General features: G+C 28.2%; 21 protein-coding genes. 9 read left to right on the plus strand and 12 right to left on the minus strand.

Annotation, left to right across the window (positions count from 1 at the left end):
- Nucleotides 1-12 precede the first annotated feature (12 nt).
- From METVI_RS0100475 to METVI_RS0100500, 6 genes are read right to left on the minus strand one after another with little or no spacing between them, the layout of a single operon-like run.
- A complete protein-coding gene (locus METVI_RS0100475) occupies nt 13-1,146 on the minus strand; it encodes a DUF2226 domain-containing protein (RefSeq protein ID WP_004590596.1) in 1,134 nt (377 codons plus the stop codon).
- A complete protein-coding gene (gene larB / locus METVI_RS0100480) occupies nt 1,130-1,915 on the minus strand; it encodes a nickel pincer cofactor biosynthesis protein LarB (protein WP_004590598.1) in 786 nt (261 codons plus the stop codon). The genes METVI_RS0100475 and larB overlap by 17 nt, the downstream gene beginning before the upstream one ends.
- Nucleotides 1,916-2,641, minus strand: coding sequence for a D-aminoacyl-tRNA deacylase (locus tag METVI_RS0100485; RefSeq protein ID WP_004590600.1), 726 nt, complete (start codon nt 2,639-2,641; stop codon nt 1,916-1,918).
- Nucleotides 2,638-4,242, minus strand: a complete 1,605-nt coding sequence (locus METVI_RS0100490) for a bifunctional N(6)-L-threonylcarbamoyladenine synthase/serine/threonine protein kinase (RefSeq protein WP_017980921.1) — start codon at nt 4,240-4,242, stop codon at nt 2,638-2,640. The genes METVI_RS0100485 and METVI_RS0100490 overlap by 4 nt, the downstream gene beginning before the upstream one ends.
- A gap of 20 nt (nt 4,243-4,262) precedes the next feature.
- The gene (locus tag METVI_RS0100495) at nt 4,263-5,144 is read right to left on the minus strand and encodes an ABC transporter ATP-binding protein (RefSeq protein ID WP_004590602.1); all 882 of its coding nucleotides are present in this window, start codon (nt 5,142-5,144) and stop codon (nt 4,263-4,265) included.
- Nucleotides 5,119-6,063 (minus strand): ABC transporter ATP-binding protein, encoded by a 945-nt coding sequence (locus tag METVI_RS0100500; protein ID WP_004590604.1) that lies wholly within the window; start codon nt 6,061-6,063, stop codon nt 5,119-5,121. Before METVI_RS0100500 ends, METVI_RS0100495 begins: the two co-directional genes overlap by 26 nt.
- Before the next feature lie 101 nt (nt 6,064-6,164).
- On the opposite strand from METVI_RS0100500, the gene METVI_RS0100505 reads away from it, so the two are divergent.
- Genes METVI_RS0100505 through METVI_RS0100525 form a run of 5 tightly spaced genes read left to right on the plus strand, consistent with a single transcriptional unit; the run spans nt 6,165 to nt 10,785 of the window.
- Nucleotides 6,165-6,791 (plus strand): hypothetical protein, encoded by a 627-nt coding sequence (locus METVI_RS0100505; RefSeq protein WP_004590606.1) that lies wholly within the window; start codon nt 6,165-6,167, stop codon nt 6,789-6,791.
- Nucleotides 6,792-6,797: 6 nt separating this feature from the next.
- Nucleotides 6,798-8,372 carry an ABC transporter substrate-binding protein gene (locus METVI_RS0100510; RefSeq protein WP_236610559.1) on the plus strand — a complete coding sequence of 525 codons (1,575 nt, stop codon included), beginning with the start codon at nt 6,798-6,800 and terminating at the stop codon, nt 8,370-8,372.
- Between the two features lie 23 nt (nt 8,373-8,395).
- A complete protein-coding gene (gene nikB, locus METVI_RS0100515; RefSeq protein WP_004590611.1) occupies nt 8,396-9,331 on the plus strand; it encodes a nickel ABC transporter permease in 936 nt (311 codons plus the stop codon).
- A 1-nt stretch (nt 9,332) separates the two neighbouring features.
- Nucleotides 9,333-10,151, plus strand: coding sequence for an ABC transporter permease (locus METVI_RS0100520; protein WP_017980922.1), 819 nt, complete (start codon nt 9,333-9,335; stop codon nt 10,149-10,151).
- Nucleotides 10,152-10,170: 19 nt separating this feature from the next.
- Nucleotides 10,171-10,785: a protein kinase domain-containing protein gene (locus METVI_RS0100525; RefSeq protein ID WP_004590614.1), complete on the plus strand. Its 615-nt coding sequence runs from the start codon at nt 10,171-10,173 to the stop codon at nt 10,783-10,785.
- A gap of 11 nt (nt 10,786-10,796) precedes the next feature.
- Here METVI_RS0100525 and METVI_RS0100530 read toward each other — a convergent pair whose 3' ends face one another.
- The gene (locus tag METVI_RS0100530) at nt 10,797-11,387 is read right to left on the minus strand and encodes a SagB/ThcOx family dehydrogenase (RefSeq protein ID WP_004590616.1); all 591 of its coding nucleotides are present in this window, start codon (nt 11,385-11,387) and stop codon (nt 10,797-10,799) included.
- 54 nt (nt 11,388-11,441) lie between these two features.
- Here METVI_RS0100530 and METVI_RS0100535 point away from each other — a divergent pair, with 54 nt between their 5' ends.
- On the plus strand, nt 11,442-12,527 hold the full coding sequence (locus METVI_RS0100535; RefSeq protein WP_017980924.1) for a DUF2117 domain-containing protein: 1,086 nt from the start codon (nt 11,442-11,444) through the stop codon (nt 12,525-12,527).
- On the opposite strand, the gene METVI_RS0100540 is transcribed toward METVI_RS0100535, so the two are convergent.
- The 4 genes from METVI_RS0100540 to METVI_RS0100555 are packed head-to-tail and all read right to left on the minus strand — an operon-like array spanning nt 12,511 to nt 16,508.
- Nucleotides 12,511-13,047, minus strand: a complete 537-nt coding sequence (locus METVI_RS0100540; RefSeq protein ID WP_004590618.1) for a coiled-coil domain-containing protein — start codon at nt 13,045-13,047, stop codon at nt 12,511-12,513. The genes METVI_RS0100535 and METVI_RS0100540 overlap by 17 nt on opposite strands.
- The gene (locus METVI_RS0100545; RefSeq protein ID WP_004590620.1) at nt 13,037-13,663 is read right to left on the minus strand and encodes an L-threonylcarbamoyladenylate synthase; all 627 of its coding nucleotides are present in this window, start codon (nt 13,661-13,663) and stop codon (nt 13,037-13,039) included. The genes METVI_RS0100540 and METVI_RS0100545 overlap by 11 nt, the downstream gene beginning before the upstream one ends.
- Nucleotides 13,660-14,589 carry a DNA cytosine methyltransferase gene (locus METVI_RS0100550; RefSeq protein WP_017980925.1) on the minus strand — a complete coding sequence of 310 codons (930 nt, stop codon included), beginning with the start codon at nt 14,587-14,589 and terminating at the stop codon, nt 13,660-13,662. The genes METVI_RS0100545 and METVI_RS0100550 overlap by 4 nt, the downstream gene beginning before the upstream one ends.
- Complete coding sequence (locus METVI_RS0100555; protein WP_004590622.1) at nt 14,586-16,508, minus strand: replication factor C small subunit; 1,923 nt, start codon at nt 16,506-16,508, stop codon at nt 14,586-14,588. Before METVI_RS0100555 ends, METVI_RS0100550 begins: the two co-directional genes overlap by 4 nt.
- Nucleotides 16,509-16,578: 70 nt before the next feature.
- Here METVI_RS0100555 and aksF point away from each other — a divergent pair, with 70 nt between their 5' ends.
- Genes aksF through METVI_RS0100570 form a run of 3 tightly spaced genes read left to right on the plus strand, consistent with a single transcriptional unit; the run spans nt 16,579 to nt 18,877 of the window.
- Complete coding sequence (gene aksF / locus METVI_RS0100560) at nt 16,579-17,604, plus strand: homoisocitrate dehydrogenase (protein WP_004590624.1); 1,026 nt, start codon at nt 16,579-16,581, stop codon at nt 17,602-17,604.
- On the plus strand, nt 17,605-18,603 hold the full coding sequence (locus METVI_RS0100565; protein ID WP_004590626.1) for a UPF0104 family protein: 999 nt from the start codon (nt 17,605-17,607) through the stop codon (nt 18,601-18,603). It abuts the gene before it with no gap.
- On the plus strand, nt 18,593-18,877 hold the full coding sequence (locus tag METVI_RS0100570) for a metal-sulfur cluster assembly factor (protein WP_004590628.1): 285 nt from the start codon (nt 18,593-18,595) through the stop codon (nt 18,875-18,877). Before METVI_RS0100565 ends, METVI_RS0100570 begins: the two co-directional genes overlap by 11 nt.
- On the opposite strand, the gene pyrG is transcribed toward METVI_RS0100570, so the two are convergent.
- Entirely contained in the window at nt 18,863-20,458 is a 1,596-nt protein-coding gene (gene pyrG, locus METVI_RS0100575) for a glutamine hydrolyzing CTP synthase (protein ID WP_004590630.1), read from the minus strand. The genes METVI_RS0100570 and pyrG overlap by 15 nt on opposite strands.
- Nucleotide 20,459: the final 1 nt, after the last annotated feature.

A 20,459-nucleotide genomic window follows, 5' to 3' on the forward strand; every position in this document is an offset into this window, starting at 1 on the left:
TCTTTTACACCTTTAATTTATGCTTATATCTACTTTTATTATGTAATTTGATAAATACTTTCTGACACATTTTTCAATAATTTCTTCAACAGTTTCTTTTTTTAAAGTTTTCTTTATTAAACCAAATAATTTTTTTCTAATAACATTTACATGCCCAACAACAATATAATTGCCATTTTCCCAATTTATATTAATACTAACCAGAACATCCTCAACAATATCTAACTCTTTTAAACTTTTCTTAATTTCATTTTCTATTAGAGTTTTTAAATCTAAAAGGTCTTCCATACTAGGTTTTAAAAAATCTTTAATTATTCCATCTACCCAATCTTCATCAGGTTCTTTTATTCCTAACTTCTTTAATAATTCATCTCTTGATAGATTTTCTAAATCTTTTTTTAAGAATTCAGATATTTTTTTCTCTTCTTCAACTTTTTCTTCATAACCCATTTCCATTTGTGGGTAAACTTCTAAAAGTATATTAAGTTTTTTATTATCATATGGATATATATCAATTATAGAGTTTTTATCATCCAACATCTCTTTTATTTTTTTATAAGCTTTATTTCCAAATAACACTCCTTTTTTGCACTCATAAGCTGCTGCTATAGGAATATCTTTTTTATAAACAATATAACCATTTTCTAAATCATCTTTTGATTTTCTATAAACATTAACTATACTATACTCAAACATATTTAAATATTTCTTAAAATCCTTTACATTTGTAAATGCTGGAATGGGTAGTGGAATACCTAATTTAATATTAATATAATCTTCCTCTTTTTCCTCTATTATAATTTCTTCTTTAGCCTTAGCCTTCTTCTTAATGTTAAATATTTCTGGATAAAGCCATTCTAAAAGATTTAATTTATCTTTTTCATATTTATATAACTCAATCTCTTTATTTTCTTTTTTAAAAAGCTCTAAAACTTTTTCAGGATTTCCCATATCTTCTACAGATTTATTATCTGTGTAATAATATCCAACAACTTCTCCATTTTCAACAAAAATGTATCCATATATTATTTTATCATCTTCAGTAGTGTATATCTGAATATACCCAGTATTAACTTCTCTAGTAGCATCTTCCAATTTAATATCTTTCAATGATTTTAGAAATTCTCCTTCAAGGATTTTTATCATGCTTCCACCTGTTCATTACACTTACTATTAAATAAGCAAATGTTGCAGCTCCAAATCCATTATCAATGTTAACAACTGCTACACCTGGAGAACATGAGTGAAGCATAGCTAGTAGAGGAGTTATTTTCACTCCATAATTTACTGATGTAGGAACAGCTATAATGGGAATATCTATAAGAGATGCTACAACTGAAGGTAAAGCCCCTTCCATCCCTGCTATAACAATAGCACAAGGTATTTTTTCTTCTAATATTATTTTTAATGCTGGAAATAACCTATGAATTCCTGCAACACCTACATCATAAAATGTTATCGCTTCTACACCTAAAATATTTAGAGTTTCTTTAGCCTCTTCAGCTATTGGTATATCAGCAGTACCTCCAGTTAATATAGCTACTTTTCCAATTTTCTTTACTTTATATCCTTCTTTTATTATTGTTAATGTTTTTGCCTTCTTATTAATTTTAACTATGTATCCTTTTAAGTCATATTCCTTAATCTTCTTCTCTAATTCATTTATATTATCAATCTTTGTTGCTAATGCTATATTATTTCTCTCTGCTAATTTTAAAGTAGCTTTTATGATATCCTCTAACTCCTTCCCTCTACCAAAAACAACTTCAGGAATACCTGTCCTAAATTTTCTGTTAACATCTAATCTTAATATTCCTTCCAAATTTTCATAATAATTCAATTTAATAAATTTTTCAGCTTCTTCTAAACTAATTTTTCCTTCTTTAAACATTAATAAAATTTTTTTTAAATCCATTTAAACCCTCTCATAATCAATATTATAACTTTTAAAGAACTCTATCATCTTTTTTCTTCCTTCAGATTTACTACCTTTCCAATCTATTAATAATCTTTCCACATCACTTTTTACAATCTTTTTTAGAACATTTTCACTAACATTAGCATATTTTGGAATTAAATAACTAAAATAGTATTTTCCTTCTAAACATAGCTTTGTGAATTTTGGAGCATAATGGTTTCCTCCATATCCTACAGCTTTAATTTTTTCATCGTAATCTCCACTTTCTATCTGCTCAACAGTTTTTACTATTGCATCAGCCATTATCTTTCCTAATCTCTCATCCTTCCACTCCTTCTCAGTACTACCAATCTCTACAAAGCATGTGGGTTTATCTATATCTGTTGGTGTGTGATGAACCACTTCAAAACAGACATTAAAGCCATTTAAGTTAGATTTTCTATAAAAATTGTAGATATTATTTAATAAAAGAGAGTTTAAAACTGCTGAAGCTGAACAGACATCCCTATCTAACAATCCAGGAACATGAACAGTGAGAGAGGGTTGATTGGATGAACTCCTGTGCTTTGATAAAAATATATAGTAACTAGCTTTAGGGAGATCTTCTTTTTTAACATTTAATAATTCTTTTTCAACTTTAAATACTTCAAAATATTCATTTAAAAAACTAGCAATATTTTTACTTGCAGGATCTAAGTTAGAAGATATAAAAAGAAATTTCATTTATATCTACCTCTCCTTTCCACATCATTCATAACCTTTAATATTTCTTTATATCTTTTATAAACTTTATAACCTTCTAAAAACTTCTCCCAAATTTCATTAAATTTTTTATAATGTGTTGATAATAAAGCTTTTTTAAAAACAATTAAATCTACAGCTTTATCTTCATCCAAATTAGAAATTTTTGCTAATCCAAAATCTATAATATATATATTATTATTAAATAATATAAAGTTTGATGTTGTTAAATCATTATGAACTATATTATTACCATGCAACTTTCCTACAATCTCTCCTACTTTATAAGCTAACTCAGTATTCTTTTCTATTACATCTTTTAATAGCTCGCCTGCAAGATAACTCATCATTATTCTTTTTTTCTCTAAATCCACATCAAAAACGTATGGTGATGCTATTCCAAAATCTTTTATCATAGATAAATATCTAGCCTCTCTTACAGTTCTATTCTTTCTAATTTTTTCATCTAACCTCTCATCCCTATAACTTTTTTTTATTCTTTCTTTTATAATTACTTCATAATCCAAATATTTCTCTCTCCATATATTTGCTTCTGCTCCTTTTCCAATCAGATTTTTAGGAATTGTTCTTTTTTTCCCTTTTATTTCTTTAATCCAATTGACTTCAACCATATCAGTTCTATAGTTTGGAATGATCTTTGTTTCTTCTAATTTCATTCTTTTTCCATTTTTATACATTAGAAGACCAAGCCATGCTATCATAGCTCCATTATCTCCACAAACCTCTTTTGGAGGGACATAAAAATCAACATTTTGATCTTTACACATATTCCCCAACATCTCCCTTAATCTCTCATTAACAGCTACTCCTCCAACTAATAACACTTCTCCTTTGTTAGTGTGTGCGAGTGCCCTTTCAGTAATCTCTGTTAGCATGGCAAATGCATACTCTTGTATAGAAAAGCATACATCCTCTGCCCTCTCTCCAGAATCATAAGCTCTTATAGCTGCTGTTAATAAACCAGAAAAAGCTATATCCATACCTTTAACAGTATATGGAAAATCTAACAATTTTTTTCCATCTTTAGCTAACTTTTCTATATAAGCTCCTCCAGGATGTGGGAGATTTAAATATCTTGCTAACTGATCTAAACAGTTTCCTATAGCTATATCTAATGTTTCCCCAAAAACCCTATATCTATTAGAAACATAAGCTATAACCTGAGTATTTCCTCCACTTACGTAAAGTGTTAAAGGATCTTCGGCTTTTGTTGTAAGTTTTCCTATTTCTATATGGGCTATACAATGATTAACCCCTATAATGGGCTTATTTAATGTTAAAGCTAATGTTCTTGCCACTGTAGCAGTAACTCTCAAACTTGGAGGTAATCCTGGTCCTTGAGAAAAGGCTACTAAATCAATTTCTTCCTTATCAACAACATTGAAAGCTTCCTCTATCAATTTTGGGAATGTTTCAGCATGATGATCAGCAGCTTCTCTAGGATTAATACCCGTCCTTTCTGGTTTATAAAGAATAGTTTTATTAAATAAAATATTGCCTTTATCATCAACTATTCCCACTCCTGTCTTTTCAGCAGTCCCTTCTAAACCTATACATATCATATCAAATCCCCAAATGTTTATTATTTTAAATATTTAAAACATTTGACTTTTTTACCATTAACTTCAACTGTTGGAGGTTCTTCTTTAAAACAGATCTCTTCAGCATATGGACAGTGATAAAAAAATTTACACCCATTATTAACATTCCCATTATTTTCCAATAACCTTTTCCTATTTAATAACATTTCTGTATATGGATGTAAAGGTTTTTCTAAATTATCATTTTCTTCTATTATCTCCCCTCTGTACATTACTAAAAATTTATCTCCCATAATTTTAGCTACATCTAAGTCATGAGTTATAAAAAGATAAGAAAGTTTATATTCCTCTTTTATTTTTTTTAATAAATTTAATATGGATGCTTGAGTTGATATGTCTAACATAGATGTAGGTTCATCACATACAATAAATTTAGGTTTTAATGAAATTGCTCTAGCTATAATCACCCTTTGTAATTCCCCTCCACTAACTTCATGAGGATATCTATCTAATAATTCCTCTTTTATTCCAACATCATATAATACCCTTCTTAGTACTTCATCTTTATTTTCAATTTTATTTAATATTAACGGCTCTAGTAAACTTTTTTTTATTTTCCATCTGGGATTTAAAGAAAGGTCGGGATGTTGAGGAATTAGTTGTAAATATTTTCTAATTTTTCTAATTTCTTTTTCTTTCATTTTTGTTATATTGGAATTATAAAAGTAAATATCTCCTTTATCAGGCTTTATTAATCTTAATAACAAATGCCCTAATGTAGATTTTCCAGAACCACTTTCTCCAATTAAACAAACTGTCTCATTTTCATTAATCTTTAGAGAAACATTATTAACTGCTACAATTTTTGTTTTTCTAATGTATCCATGATAAAATATTTTAGTTAGATTCTTTCCAATTATCATATCTCCAACACCTCACTAATGAATCCTCAACTTTAAAAAATGGAGGTTCTTTCCTTTTACAAATGTCTAAACAGTAATCACATCTAGGATGAAATTTACATCCACTTGGTGGATTAACCATACTAGGGGGAAAACCTCTTATAGGTTTTAATCCTCTATCTGGGAGGGCTTCTAAAAGAGCTTTTGAATATGGGTGCAAAGGTTCATTAAAAAATCTATTTTTATTACAAACTTCTAAGACTTGCCCGCAGTACATAACACTTATTTTATCACCAATAACCTCAGCAAGATGAAGATCATGAGTTATTATTAACTGTGAAAGTTTCTTCTTTTTTATTTTTTTAAAAGCTTCAATGACATTAAACTTTTTTACTATATCTAATCCCTTTGTTGGTTCATCAGCTATTATAAATTCTGGTTCTGCTGATATACCCATAGCTACTAAAGCTCTCTGCTTCATACCTCCACTGTATTGATGTGGATATTGTTTAGCCCTTTTTTCGGCAGGGATAATAGAAAAAAAATTTAATAGATCAATAACTCTTCTCCAAGCCCTTTTCTTGTCTAACTTTAGGTGATAAATTAATGGCTCGGCTATCTGCTCTCCAACAGTAATAACAGGGTTTAAAGCTGATGAAGTCTGTGGAATCCAAGCAATTATTTTTCCTCTTATATTTTTTAATTCTTTTTCTGGTAAAGAGAGAAGGTTTTTATTTTTATAATAAACCTCCCCAGAGATCTTCACATTTTCAGGAAGAAGTTTTAATATGGATAAACCTAAAACAGATTTTCCAGAACCACTTTCTCCAATTAAACAAACTGTCTCATTTTCATTAATCTTTAGAGAAACATTATTAACTGCTTTAACAGATTTTTTTCCTAATTTAAATTCAACTGAGAGATTCCTGATATCTAACAATATCTCACCTATGTGTAAAATTATAATATTTAATCATCTTAAATAGAAAAATTTTAATAATAGTTAATATAATTTATGTCATGTATAATTAGGTGGTAATAATGGAAAAATTAATACGATTAATAAATCATGAAGTTTGGATAGAAATTGAAGATAGAGGATATCTTAAATGGGGACATTATCCAAAAACTGATGGAAAGTTGGATCCATTAGCAATTACAAGAGCTTTTTATGTAAAAGATGGGAAATATTATCCTTTAGTAGTTGGTAAGGATAAAATTTCTTCTTCTAAAGAAGCTCTATTTTTAGAATTTGATGAAGCTGATGCTTTAGGTATTGAATATAATAAGGGAATTTATTCTTTAACTGAAGATAATAAGTGGATATTTGGAAAAAATATACCAGATAAATACAAAATAAAAGAGACTAGGGAAATTATTGGATATTCAAAAGTTTATTTAAATAAAAAAATAGAACCTTTAGGTTTTGAATTAGAAATTATACCTGATAAGATTGATAAAAAAATTAAAGTTGATGTTATTTTTAGAGGAAAACAAGTTCCAGCTGAAATCACATTAAGAAACAAAAATGGGGAATTTAAATTTAATTCTAATAATGAGATTAAATTAGCTGAAGGTATAAATGTTTTATCAGCGAGGTATGTTGATACTCTCTCAAATAATGTTGATAAAAGACATCTAGTATCAACAATAACAATTAACTTATGAGGTGGGATGTTGAGGAAGATATTGGTACTTTTTTTATTAATAGGATTTTCTTGTTTATTTTTAGGCTGTACAGAAAAAAGTGAAAATGTAGGAAAGAGTGTAGAGTCTATAAAAGAGGTAAAATATAAGGATACTGTGATTATAGGATATGGTAAGGACCCTAGATTAAAAGGAGGAAAATGGGGAGTTGGTTTCTTCCCCAAATCTGAAGTTTTAGAAAAATTAGTTGAATATAATTTAAAAAATGATGAAATTCTTCCAAACTTGGCAGAAAGTTGGGAAATTAAAGATGGTGGTAAAGAAATAATTTTCCATTTAAAGAAAGGTGTAAAGTTTTCTGATGGTACAGAATTAGATGCTAATGCTGTAGCTTTTACAATGAAGAGATTAATTGTTAAAGGGCATAGTTTAGCTCCAAAAGATGTTAAGGTTATCGACAAATACACAGTAGCAATATATTTTGACAAACCAGGATTCTTTAATCTAGCTAAGATGGCAGAATATCACCTATCAATAATGTCCCCTACATCAGTTAAGCCTATTGGGGATCCTAATGGAACATTAATAAAACCTATAGGTACCGGACCATTGGCTGTTAAAAATTATGTTGAAGATCAATATTCCACCTATACTCCAAACATTTACTGGTATGAAAGAAAAAAAATTAAACCAAAATTCAAAGAATTTGTTTTAAAAGTTATTCCTGATGAAAATACAAGAATAATGGCTTTAAGAAGTGGAGATGTTGATGGAATCTGTGATTATGTTCATGGAGGTTCTGCTTACACACCAAGAAACCAGTTACCAATATTAGAAAAAGAAGGATTTAAAGTCTATAAAAGAAACATACCATTAACATGGGTTATAGCTTTCAACTATAAAAAACCTCCATTTAATGATCCTGAAGTAAGAAAAGCTGTAAGTTTAGCAATAAATAGAGATGATATAGTAAAAATCTTTGGTAATCAAGTAAGACCTGCATGGCATGGCATGTTTCCTCCAGAAGCTCCAGGAATGAAAGAGGCTAATATAACATATGAATACAATCCAGAAAAGGCGAGAGAGATATTAAAGAAGAAAGGGCTATTGGGTGCAAAAGTAAATTTAATTGTAGATAAAAGTCAAAGTGATCAAATATTAGTTGGACAATTAATACAATCTCAGTTAAATAAAGCTGGATTTAATGTTAATTTAGAAATATTAGAACCTGGTGCCTATAGACAGAAGAGGAATTCCGGAGATTATGATATGAGAATATATTACATAGGAGGTACTGACAGAAGATTTTATTTAAGATTATATTGGAGATTTTATCCTGGAGGAAAATGGGATGCTTATGAAAGTGAAAAAGTTTGTTCATTATGTAAAGACATCTTAGAAAATCCAGAGAACTTTGACAAAGAAAAGAGAAAACAGAAGTTAATAGAATTTTATAAGGCATTATATGATGAAATGGGAGTTGTACCGTTATACCATGATATTATGACTGTAGTATTAAGACCCAATGTAGAAGTTAATGAATCAGACTTCTTTAAATATGCTGAACCACAGTTTTATTCTATAGGGGTTAAATTAGAATAATTTTTATTTTTTGAGGGGAAATTATGATAAAATATATTTTAAAAAGAATATCATATGCTTTTCCTGTTTTGATTGGTATATCTTTAATATCTTTTTCACTTCTTTATGTTTTTCCAGGAGATCCTGCAGAGTTAATAGTTTCTATAACCTCTGGAACTGAACCTTCAAAAGAAATGATAGAAAAATTTAGAAAAGAATCTGGTTTAGACAAGCCAATTTATATCCAATATATAAATTGGTTATCACATGCTATAAGAGGAGATTTTGGAAAATCTTGGAAAAGTGGAGAACCTGTTATGGATGAAATTATAAAAAGATTAAAACCATCATTGGAGCTGTTTTCATTAACCTTTATAATATCATTAGAATTTGCTTTTATTTTAGGGACTTTATCAGCTATTTATAAAGATAAATTTATAGATAATATATCAAGGTTATTCACACTCTTGGGAATAAGTATTCCTAGTTTTTGGTTAGGTTTAATTTTAATATGGATATTTTCTGTAAAATTAAGAATATTACCTGCATTTGGTTATGGAAGTATTAAACATCTAATCTTACCAGTCATAACATGGAGTTTTTCATTTATGGCTATAAAAACAAGGTTTATTAGGTCCTCAATATTGGAAGTTTTAAATGAAGATTATATTTTAACTGCTAGAGCAAAAGGTTTACCAGAAAGGGTTATATTATTAAAACATGCATTAAGAAATGCATTAATTCCAATAATAACATATTTAGGTTTAAGCTTTCATCATTTGATTATTGGTTCAGTTATAGTAGAATCTGTTTTCTCATGGCCAGGTTTAGGGAGATACTTAGTGGAATCAGTAATATCAAGAGATTTTCCTGTAGTTCAGGCTTTAGTGTTTTTAAGTGGGATATTAATGATTACAGTAAATTTGATTATTGATATTTTATATGCAATAATCGACCCAAGGATAAGATATGAGGGATGATATGAAAACTTTGAAGTTAGGATTATTTATTATTGGAACAGTAGCTTTATTAAGTTTATTAGCTCCTTATATAACTGAAAATCCTTATAAGACAGATATGCTAAATAGATTGTCCCCTCCATCATTAGAACATCCTTTTGGGACAGATCAATTAGGTAGAGATCTATTTGCACAAGTACTTTATGGAGCTAGAGTATCATTATTTGTAGCTTTTGCTATAACCTTACTCTCATTAGCTATAGGTTGTTTAATTGGAGCTATTTCTGGATATGTTGGTGGGGTATTAGATGATATTATTGGAAGAATAATTGACACTTTCATGTCAATACCTGACATTGTTCTAAATATAGCTATGGTTGGAATATTTTTAGTTACATTAGATATTACATCATCAATTTGGATTGTTATTTTAGCCATTACAATAACTAACTGGGTAAGCTATGCAAGGATTGCAAGAGGTTTATGTTTATCATTAAAAGAGAAAGAGTTTGTTATATTATCTAAAGCATGTGGAGCTAGTGATGTATGGATATTGTTTAAACACATAATTCCTAATATGATAAATCCCCTAATTGTATTGGCTACATTGAACATAGGAAATGTTATATTAACTATATCTACATTGGGATTCTTAGGATTGGGGATTCAACCTCCTACTCCTGAATTGGGAACAATATTAAATTCTGGGAAGAATTATTTAACTGTAGCTCCATGGATAACAGGTTTTTCTGGATTGATGATTATGATTATAGTCCTTGGTTTTAACTTAATTGGAGAGGGGTTAAGGGATTTATTAGAACCAAAAAGTAGATATGATTAGTTATTACATAGATAGTATCATGCTTTTCAAAAAAATACCTAATGAAATTGTTGATGAAAAGGTATTAGAAAAGTTAAAAAAGAAAGTAAAATTAGTTGATGCTATTGGTAAAGGACATAGAGGAGTAGTTTTCAAAGGAATATATAACAATAAAACTGTAGCTGTAAAAATTCCAAGAACTGATGGGAAGAATACAATATTAAATGAAGTTAATATTTTAAAATTGTTAGAACCTTATAATATCTCTCCAAAAGTTTATGATTATTCTAAAGATTACCTAATCATGGAGTATATTGAAGGAGAAGAGTTAAAATCAGTAGTAGAAAAGTTAGATAAAAAGAATTTAATAGAAGTTATTGAAGAAGTTTTAAAAATAGCTTTAAGATTGGATAGTTTGAATATAGAGCATAAAGAAATAAAAGGAGGAAGGCATTTTTTAGTAGGTGAAAAAGTTTATATCATTGACTTTGATAAAGCTAAAAAGAAAAAAACTACAAAAAATTTTACATCAGCTATAGCTTTATTATTTGGAGAGAATAAAGTAGGAAAAGTTGTTAGAAATAAATTAAATCTAAATGAAGATGATATTAAATTTATAAAAAGATTAGCTAAGATTTACAAAGGGTCTGTGTGAACAATGAAAAATTAAACAGTTTTAAATGGCTTACCAACAGGAAGGAGAATGAGAGGATCTTCATCTATCATCAAAATTTCTTTAACTTTATCATCATAAAATGCTCCAACAGCAACAGTACCAAGATTTAATGCTGTTGCCATTAGATAAACATTTTGATAAGAACTTCCTGCCTCCATATAAACATACCTATAACCTCTATTTCCATAAACCTTCACAGTTCTATAGAAATCAGCTGTAATTATTATAACAACAGGGGCCTCTGCTATAAACATCTGATTTAATGAAGCTATAGCTAAGTCATAGCTAACATCCCTACTCAGATGTAGCACTATAGAATGCCTCTCAGGAATATATTTATAAACTCCTTCATCAACATCAATAACATTTTTGATATTTACATAAATCTCTAGTGGAAATGTAGCTCCTGCAGATGGGACTGTTCTAAATCCAAAATTATTAGTTATTCCATAAGCAGCAAATAAAAGATTGGATAAATCCTCTAAAGTCAAAGGATCATCCCTAAAACTTCTTATAGATCTTCTCTTTATAAGAAGTTGATTTAGCTTAATATTCTTTATCTCTGGCAATAATATCTCCATAAATTTCACCTAATTAAAAGTATTTTAAATAAAAAATTTAAATTTTGTGGAAGTATGAAAATAGGAGTAGTAGTTCATGGACCAGAGATTGTAGATAGTGGATATGCATTGAAAATTATAAATTTATTAAAAAATTTTGGAGAAGTTAAGGCAAAATTAGGAGGCACTATGGGTAGAGTTGCTGTTATTGATAATGATCTAACTGATATTATAGATATTTCAGAAAAGCTGTTGCCCTCTGAAGCTTTGAAAAAATTGGCTAAAGATTGTGATATATTAATATTAATGAACTATGGAAAATCAAAAATAACAGGACATACATTTGGGAAGATTGTAATTGAAAGAGCTAATGTAGAAAAACCCATAATTCAAATAGAAAGACCTGGAGAAAAAGATGGAACAATAATAATTTGGAGAAATTCAGATTATGCTGAAAAGATTGCTAAATATTTAGCTGAAAAATTAAAATTAATGATAGAGAAATGTATATCAAATGGGTTATCATGTTGGATAGATAAAGGTAGAGTATATAGGAAAGTTCATGGTGTTGATGTAGGAGAAGCTATAATGGTTAATGGTATTGTTATAGGAAAAGCTAAAAGTAGGGATGTAATATTAGTTGCTGAGGGGGGAAGAATAGTTGATATTATTGGTGGAGAATTAAAATTAGAAGGATTAGAAAGATTAAAAGAAATAGATTTGGAAAAGGCTATTATAAAAACTGGAATATTAAGAAGAAATCCCAAAAAAATTAAGGTTAAAGATAATAAAATAAATGAAGGTTATGTAAAAATAATAAACCACTGTGGAGAGGATGTTTTAAAATATATAAATAATGAGCTATTGGCTATAATAACTATTGGAGATGACACAACAACAATATGTGGAGATATTTTAGCAAGATTTGGAATAAGGGTTATAGGAGTAGTTGATGGAGATATTGATGGGATTTTAAAAGATCCAAAATTTACTAAAGGTTCTATTATATTTTATATAAAGAATGTTAGAGATGATATAGCAGGAGAAATAATAGAAAATAATTTAGATTTTAGCAAAAAATATAGTTGGGATGAAATTATAAAAAAAGTAAAAGAAATATTTGAGAAAAACCATATTAAATATTCTATCCAAAAATTGTAATTTTAAGTAAGATAAGCATGTTTATAATTGTTAATAGAATTGTAGCATAAACTAAGGATCTTGTAGTATTTAAATTATTAATAATATTTTTTTGTGTCTTTATGATCTCTTTAATATATTTGTCCAGCATTTCAATCCTTTTATTATAACCAGAAATAATATTTTCAATATTTTTATATTTTCTTGTCATCTGATTTGATGAATTCTCTATAGAAGCTCTAATATTGTCAATTTCTCCTTTAATATCTATCAATGTATTATAGGTGTTCTCAAAAGATTCTCTAATGTCTTCAGCTACAGCCATATAATTTTTTAAATTATTTTCTAATTTATTTAATTCTAATATAGAGGAGTTTATTTTTTCATTTGTTATACTTAAACCATACTGTATCTCTGCTATATATGAATTTATTTCAGAAATTAAAGAATCTAATTTGTTAATAATTTCATCTATTAAAATATCATTAGATTTTGATTTATTTAAATCTTTTAACAAATTTTCAATCCAATCATCTTTCATAACCTGCCACCTTACAAATCTCAGAAAATGGAATAACTCCTTCCCTAATCAATTCTATTTTATTATTAATAATTTTTATAACTGTTGAAGGTTTTGAGTATTTACACTTTCCAACATCTACAACATAATCTACTCTTTTTATTATCTCATCATCTATCTCTTCTACACATGTAGGACTTTTTTTTCCAGAGACATTTGCTGATGTTGTGGTTAAAGGAACTATTGAAAGTTCTCTTATAATCTCATGATCGGGAATTCTAATTCCTATATACTCTTTTGATACAATATTTGGAATTATTGCTTTTTTCTTTAAAATAATTGTTAATGGACCAGGAAGAAAATTGTTAATAATCTTTTTTGAAATGTCATTAACATATGCATACTTTTCTATCTCATTAGTATCCTTTAAACAGATGGAAATTGGTTTATTATAATCTCTTTTTTTAATTTTATAAATCTTTTTAACAGCATTTTCATCTAAGGCATTTGCTGATATACCATAAAGTGTGTCTGTTCCACATATTATAATTTTCCCATTTAATATTTCTTTTTTTAAAAATTCTAATATTGTTTTAGCTCTGTTGGGATTCATGTTATATAATTTAATAATTCTCATAATCTCTCCTTTATATATTTAGCAATAGCTCTACTTAAAACAGGTGGGACACTCTCTCCAATCTGATTATACTGCACTTCCCTACCTCCAAAGAAAACAAAATCATCAGGATAACTCATCAATCTTGCCTGTTCTCTGACAGTTAATAATCTATCCTCATATGGATGAATAAATCTTGTTTTTCCTTTTACTGTAGGAGCTAATTTTTTTGGATTTAATCTTATCCAATTATGCATGAGTTTTGATTTTCCTCTATATTTATATAATGCTTCTCCAAATTTTAAATTTTTTATTTTTTCTAATTTATCTTTTGATAATTTTTTAATCTCATGATTTTTAGCATTTTTGGGGATATTTTTTAAAGCTTCTTCCACTACAACAAATTTATTTAATTTTTTTGGTTTTAATTTTATATTTGAGATAAATGCTCTTGCTCTTATAGAAGGATTTCCATAATCCTCTGCTCTTAAAATATTTAAATATATATCAAACCCTAATTCTCCAAACAATCTCTCTAGCTCATCTTTAATTTCTTTTATTTGTGGAACATTTTCCATTATAAAAATTATATTATCATTTTTTTCTGAAAAATATCTCACATAATCAATAAAATATAAAACTAACCTTCCTCTTTTATCTTTATATAGCCTATCTAATGGATTATCTTTAACCATAATGTTTGCCTTTGTAAATGGCTCACATGGTGGAGAACCAATTATTATATCTACATTACTATTAATAAAACTTTCAAAAGCCTTTGGGGGAATATTTTTAATATCATCTACCCAAACCTTATCTGAAATATTGTATATATATGTTTTTGCAACAGGTTTAAAATTCTCTATAGCTCCAACTATTTTAAAACCCTCATCTAAAAAACCTTTAGAAAATCCACCACAGCCAGAAAATAAATCTATAATATTCATAGTCTCTTTCCTAAAAGTGCCATTTTGGCTAATAATGCAGATAATTGAATTCTCTCATTAGCCCCCTCAACTATTCTGAAATCAGTTTCACCAATAGCTTCAGCTAATTCAACTTTCTTTTTTTCAGGTATGTTTAAGTTGTTAATCTCTCTAAACATTTGATTTAATATATCTTCTCCACTCATACCCCACTCAACCATAAGCTTATATAATAAATCCCTAGCTTTTTCAAAATTCCCTTCTAATGCTAAATTCATCATTTCCTTAACTTCTTCAGGTCTTGCCCTTGATGAGACTTTATAAACAAGTTCATCAGTTATCACATTATCTAAAGCAGCAGCAGTTTGTAATATATTTATAGCTTTTCTCATATCTCCTTCTGAAACATATATTATAGCCTCTAATCCAGATGGTTCTAATTTTAAACCTTCTTTTTCAGCAATTTCTTTTAATTTTTTAGCTATTTCTTCTTTTTTTAATGGGGAGAATCTAAAAACAGCACATCTTGATTGTATAGGGGGAATTATTTTTGAAGGGTAGTTACATGATAATATAAACCTACAAACATCTGAATATTTTTCCATAGTTCTCCTTAAGGCATTTTGAGCATCTGCTGTTAATGCATCACTTTCATCTAAGAAAACTATTTTAAATGGAGCATCTGCTATTGGTTTAGTTCTTGCAAACTCTTTAACTTTTGTTCTAATAACATCAATTCCTCTTTCATCAGAGTTGTGTAGTAATATTGGTACTTCTCCAGCAAAGAACATTTCATTGTTTGGAACTGAAACGTCATAGACATAATCATTATAATCTAACAATTTTATTTCTTTTATTTTAACAACATGTAAATCTGATAATGCAATATTTCTTAAGTTTTTATAAATTTTTCTTTCATCTTCTGTTAGTTCATCAACTTTTATGTTATTTAGAATAGCTATAACTTTATTTTTTGATACCATATTTTTATTTCCATAGAGTTGATGCCTTAATATACATCTCCAATTTATTTTTATTTTATCACTTATTTTCTCAAAGAATTTAATAAACATCTTGGCTGGCAATAAGTCAGAGTTTTTATGTTTCTTCCACATTAATCTAACTTCACCTTTAAATATTGAACTTTCTATACCTAATATCCTTGATAGCCAAACTATATCCACTGATAAATCTTTAGATGAGAGTCTAACAACTCCATCCCAATTTTCACAGCTATTTACATCTGCTAAACCTTTTAAGTATACTAGTTTTATAATATTAGGATATCTAATTTTATTTTTAAATCCTTTAGCAGCATATAACATAGAAGTTAGTTCATATCTTTTATCTTTCAATGAACTTACAAATGATATAATACAATCCCCAACCTTAAGATCTTTTGCATGCTTTGTTGTTAATTCTCCATTTTCATTAAACACCATCACTGAATGGTTTCCAGTTAGTTTTATTTTTCCTCCTTCAAACCTAACCTCTAAGATTTTATTCACTTTGTGTCTTATTAAATATTTAACTGGTTTCCAAACAACTTTATTATTTTCCACTGTTAAAACTTCTAAGTTCTTGGTTTCTACATATTCCCCATCAAACAGTTTTTCAATATTTTCACTGTTGAAGTATAATTTATCTAACTCTTCAAATGTTGTTCTTTTTATAACCCCATTAATTTTAACTAATATTGGTGTATCTTTTGCCACTGATGCATTCAACTCTAAAAAGTTCTCTCTCCAATTTTCACCATACAATTCTCTTGCTAAACAAAGAGCTGCTGTAGTCTTCCCAACTCCAGGAGGACCACTGAATAATAAATGTGGCATGGATCTTTTCTCAACATATTTTTTAAGTCTCTTAACAATCTCTTCCTGCCCTACTATTTCATCTAATCTCTTTGGTCGGTATTTTTCAACCCATGGTTTCTCCATAAACTCACCAAAACTTTTATTATATTCTCAATATTTAATTAACCATTTAAAAACCTTATTGGTGTGTGCTATGAAGATATGTGTCATTGAAGGAGATGGAATAGGAAAAGAGGTAATTCCTGAAGCTTTGAAAGTTTTAAATTTGCTAGGTAATTTTGAAATAATCAAAGCAGAGGCTGGTTTAGAGTGTTATAAAAAATATGGATACTATTTACCAAAAGAGACTATAGAAAAAGCTAAAGAGGCAGATATTATATTGTTTGGAGCTGTAACATCAAATCCAAAAGATAAAAATTATAAAAGTCCAATAATAACATTAAGGAAACTTTTTGATCTATATGCTAATGTTAGGCCAATAAACAATTTTGGTTTAGGAGAAATTGTTGGGAAAATAGCAGGATATAAATTTTTAGATATTAAAAGTATTGATATAGTTATTATAAGAGAAAATACAGAAGATTTATATGTTGGGAGGGAAAAAGAAAATGCTGACAAAGCTGTGGCAGAGAGAATAATAACAAAGAAAGGTGCTGAAAGAATAGTAAGATTTGCATTTGAGTATGCTAAAGATAACAATAGAAAGAAAGTTTCTTGCATACATAAAGCAAATGTTTTAAAGATAACAGATGGTCTATTTTTAGAAACTTTTTATAAAATTAGTAAAAATTATAATATAGAGGCTAATGATTATCTAGTTGATGCTACAGCAATGCATTTAATAAAAAATCCAAACATATTTGATGTTATAGTAACAACAAACATGTTTGGAGATATTTTATCTGATGAAGCTTCAGCTCTAATTGGTGGTCTTGGGTTAGTTCCATCTGCAAATATTGGAGAAAATAAAGCTTTATTTGAGCCAGTTCATGGTTCAGCTCCAGATATTGCTGGAAAAGGAATAGCTAACCCCATGGCAGCTATTTTATGTGTCTCAATGATTTTTGATTATATAAATGAAAATAAAAAAGCTAATTTAATTAGAGAAGCTATAAAGTATTGTTTAATAAATGGAAAAACTACTCCTGATTTGGGAGGAAATTTAAAAACTAAAGAGGTTGGAGATGAAGTTATTAAATATATAAAAGAGATGATCTAAATGAAAAAAATTGTAGGTTTCATCTTAAGTATTGTAATCTTACTTATTATACTATATATTATAGGTGTAAAAAAAGTTATTAATGTACTATTGAAGGTTAATCTAACTTTTGTTTTTATTGCTATCTTAATGGAATTAGTGGTTATTCTAATTATGACTCTCAGATGGAAATATGTATTAAAGGTTTTAGATTATTCTCCATCAATAAAGAACCTTTTCCTTTTAGTGCTATTGGGACAGTTTATTAATAACATAACCCCTTCAATGAGAGGAGGTGGGGAACCATTTAGAGCTTATTATTTATACAAATTAGAGAATATTCCAAAAGGTGTAGCCTTTTCATCCGTTCTCGTTGAGAGGGTCTTAGATACAATCATATTTTTATTTATGACAATAACTGTTATTGCTCACTTTATAACTTGTGGGTTTGAATATACAAATTATCTTATTTTTTCTTGGATATTTATTTTCATTACTTCATTCTTCCTCTTTTATATAATATTAAACAAAAACTTGCTAATTAAAATGGCTTTGAAGGTTAATAAATTTATAGAGAAATTTAAAAAGAACAAATATAATGAAGATAAGATATTAAACTCTATAGAAGAATTTTATAGTAGCTTAAAAATGTTTAAAAAATCTAAAAAGGATGGTAATGTTATAATAGCTATTATTCTTTCCTTTTTATGGTATATTTTAGATATATTAAAACTTTGGATACTTTTTTTAGCAATCCCTTATTATATATCTATAATCAATGTAGCATCAGTTTATTTGGTAACACTACTCTCTGGTATTTTCTCCCCAACTCCATCAGGTTTTGGTACTTCTGATATAGTTATGATTGGAGCTTTTTCTCTTCTCAATACTAATCCATCAGTGGCTACAGTAATAACTTTGTTAGATAGATTTATATCTTATATACTACCTACTATATTTGGTTACTTAGCTTCTCTCTATATTTATAAAAAAGCAGGTGAAAGGTATTATGGTAAGTAAAGAAGATGTTATAAAAGCTCTAAGAAAAGTGCAAGATCCTCATATGGGGATAAGTATAGTGGATATGGGATTGGTAAGAGATATAGAAATAGATGATAATGGAAATGTCAAATTTATTATAACTCCAACAAATCCTGCATGTATGAGTGTTTTAGGAATGGCTATGCAAGCTAAAAAAGTTGTAGAAGAGTTAGAAGGTGTTAAAAAAGTAGATGTAAAAGTAGAAGGTCATTTTATGGAAAAAGAAATAAATGAAATGCTAAATGAGCCCTAAACTTGCTTTCACTAGTCCATCAAATAGTGGATGTGGAGTATTGGGTCTAGATTTAAATTCAGGATGGGCTTGAGTAGCTATAAAGAATTTATGTTTTAACTCTATAAATTCTGCTAACTTACCATCAGGAGATTTTCCTGAAATTATTAAACCATGTTTTTCCAAAATATCATGATATTTTGGATTAACTTCATATCTATGTCTATGTCTCTCATAAACTTCCTTTTTTCCATAAAGTTTATATGTTAATGTTCCCTCTTTTAAAATAGCTTTATAACTTCCTAATCTCATTGTTCCTCCTTTTTCTTTTATATTTTTTTGTTCAGGTAGAAGATCAATCACAGGATGCTCTGTTTCTGGGTTAAATTCTGTAGAATCTGCATTTAATCCACAAACATTTCTTGCAAATTCAATAACAGCACACTGCATTCCCAAACATATACCCAAAAATGGAATATTATTTTCTCTTGCATATTTTATAGCATTTATCTTACCCTCTACTCCTCTTTTACCAAAACCTCCAGGGACAAGTATGCCATCTAATCTATTTTCATCTCTTTCTTTATCCAATATTTCTAAATCATTTTCTACCCTTTCAGCATGTAACCAGTTGATATTTACTTTTGTATCATTTTTAGCTCCAGCATGGATAAGAGCTTCTACAATACTGAGATAAGCATCTTTTAGCTCAACATATTTTCCCACAATTGCAATAGTAATTTCATTTAATGGATTTATTACCCTATCAACAAATGCTCTCCAATCTTTTAAATCTGGATTTCTATCTGGAAGTTTTAGTTTTTTGATAACTAACTTTCCTAACCCTTCTTTTTCTAGATTTAATGGCACTTCATATATACTTTTAGCATCTCTTGCCTCAATAACAGCTTCTTTATCAACATCACAAAATAATGATAATTTTTCTTTTATTTTTTCATTTATTGGTTTTTCAGTTCTACATATTAATATATCAGGTTGTATTCCAATACTTCTAAGCTCTTTAACACTATGTTGTGTAGGTTTAGTTTTGACCTCTCCAGCAGTTTTTATATAAGGGAGAAGGGAAACATGAATATATAAAACATTGTCTTTCCCAACATCTTTTTTAAACTGTCTTATTGCCTCTAAAAAAGGTAAACTCTCAATATCTCCAACAGTTCCTCCTATTTCAACAATAGTGATATCATAACCTTTAGATAATCTTTTAATCCAATTCTTTATCTCATCAGTTATGTGGGGTATTACTTGAACAGTTTTTCCTAAATAATCCCCTCTCCTCTCTTTTATCAATACATTCCAATATATCTTTCCTGCAGTTATATTATTATCTTTTGTTAAATTTTCATCAATAAATCTTTCATAATGCCCTAAATCTAAATCAGTTTCTCCACCATCTTCAGTTACAAACACTTCACCATGTTCATATGGTGACATAGTACCAGCATCTATTTGTAAATATGGATCAACTTTGATCATATTAACTTTAAAACCTCTCGCTTTTAATAATCTTCCTAAAGAGGCAGCAGTTATTCCTTTTCCTAATGACGATATGACTCCTCCAGTTATGAATATATATTTCAAA

The organism is Methanocaldococcus villosus KIN24-T80 (genome assembly GCF_000371805.1).
In the GTDB taxonomy this organism is placed as follows: Archaea; AGJL01; Methanococci; order Methanococcales; family Methanocaldococcaceae; genus Methanocaldococcus; species Methanocaldococcus villosus.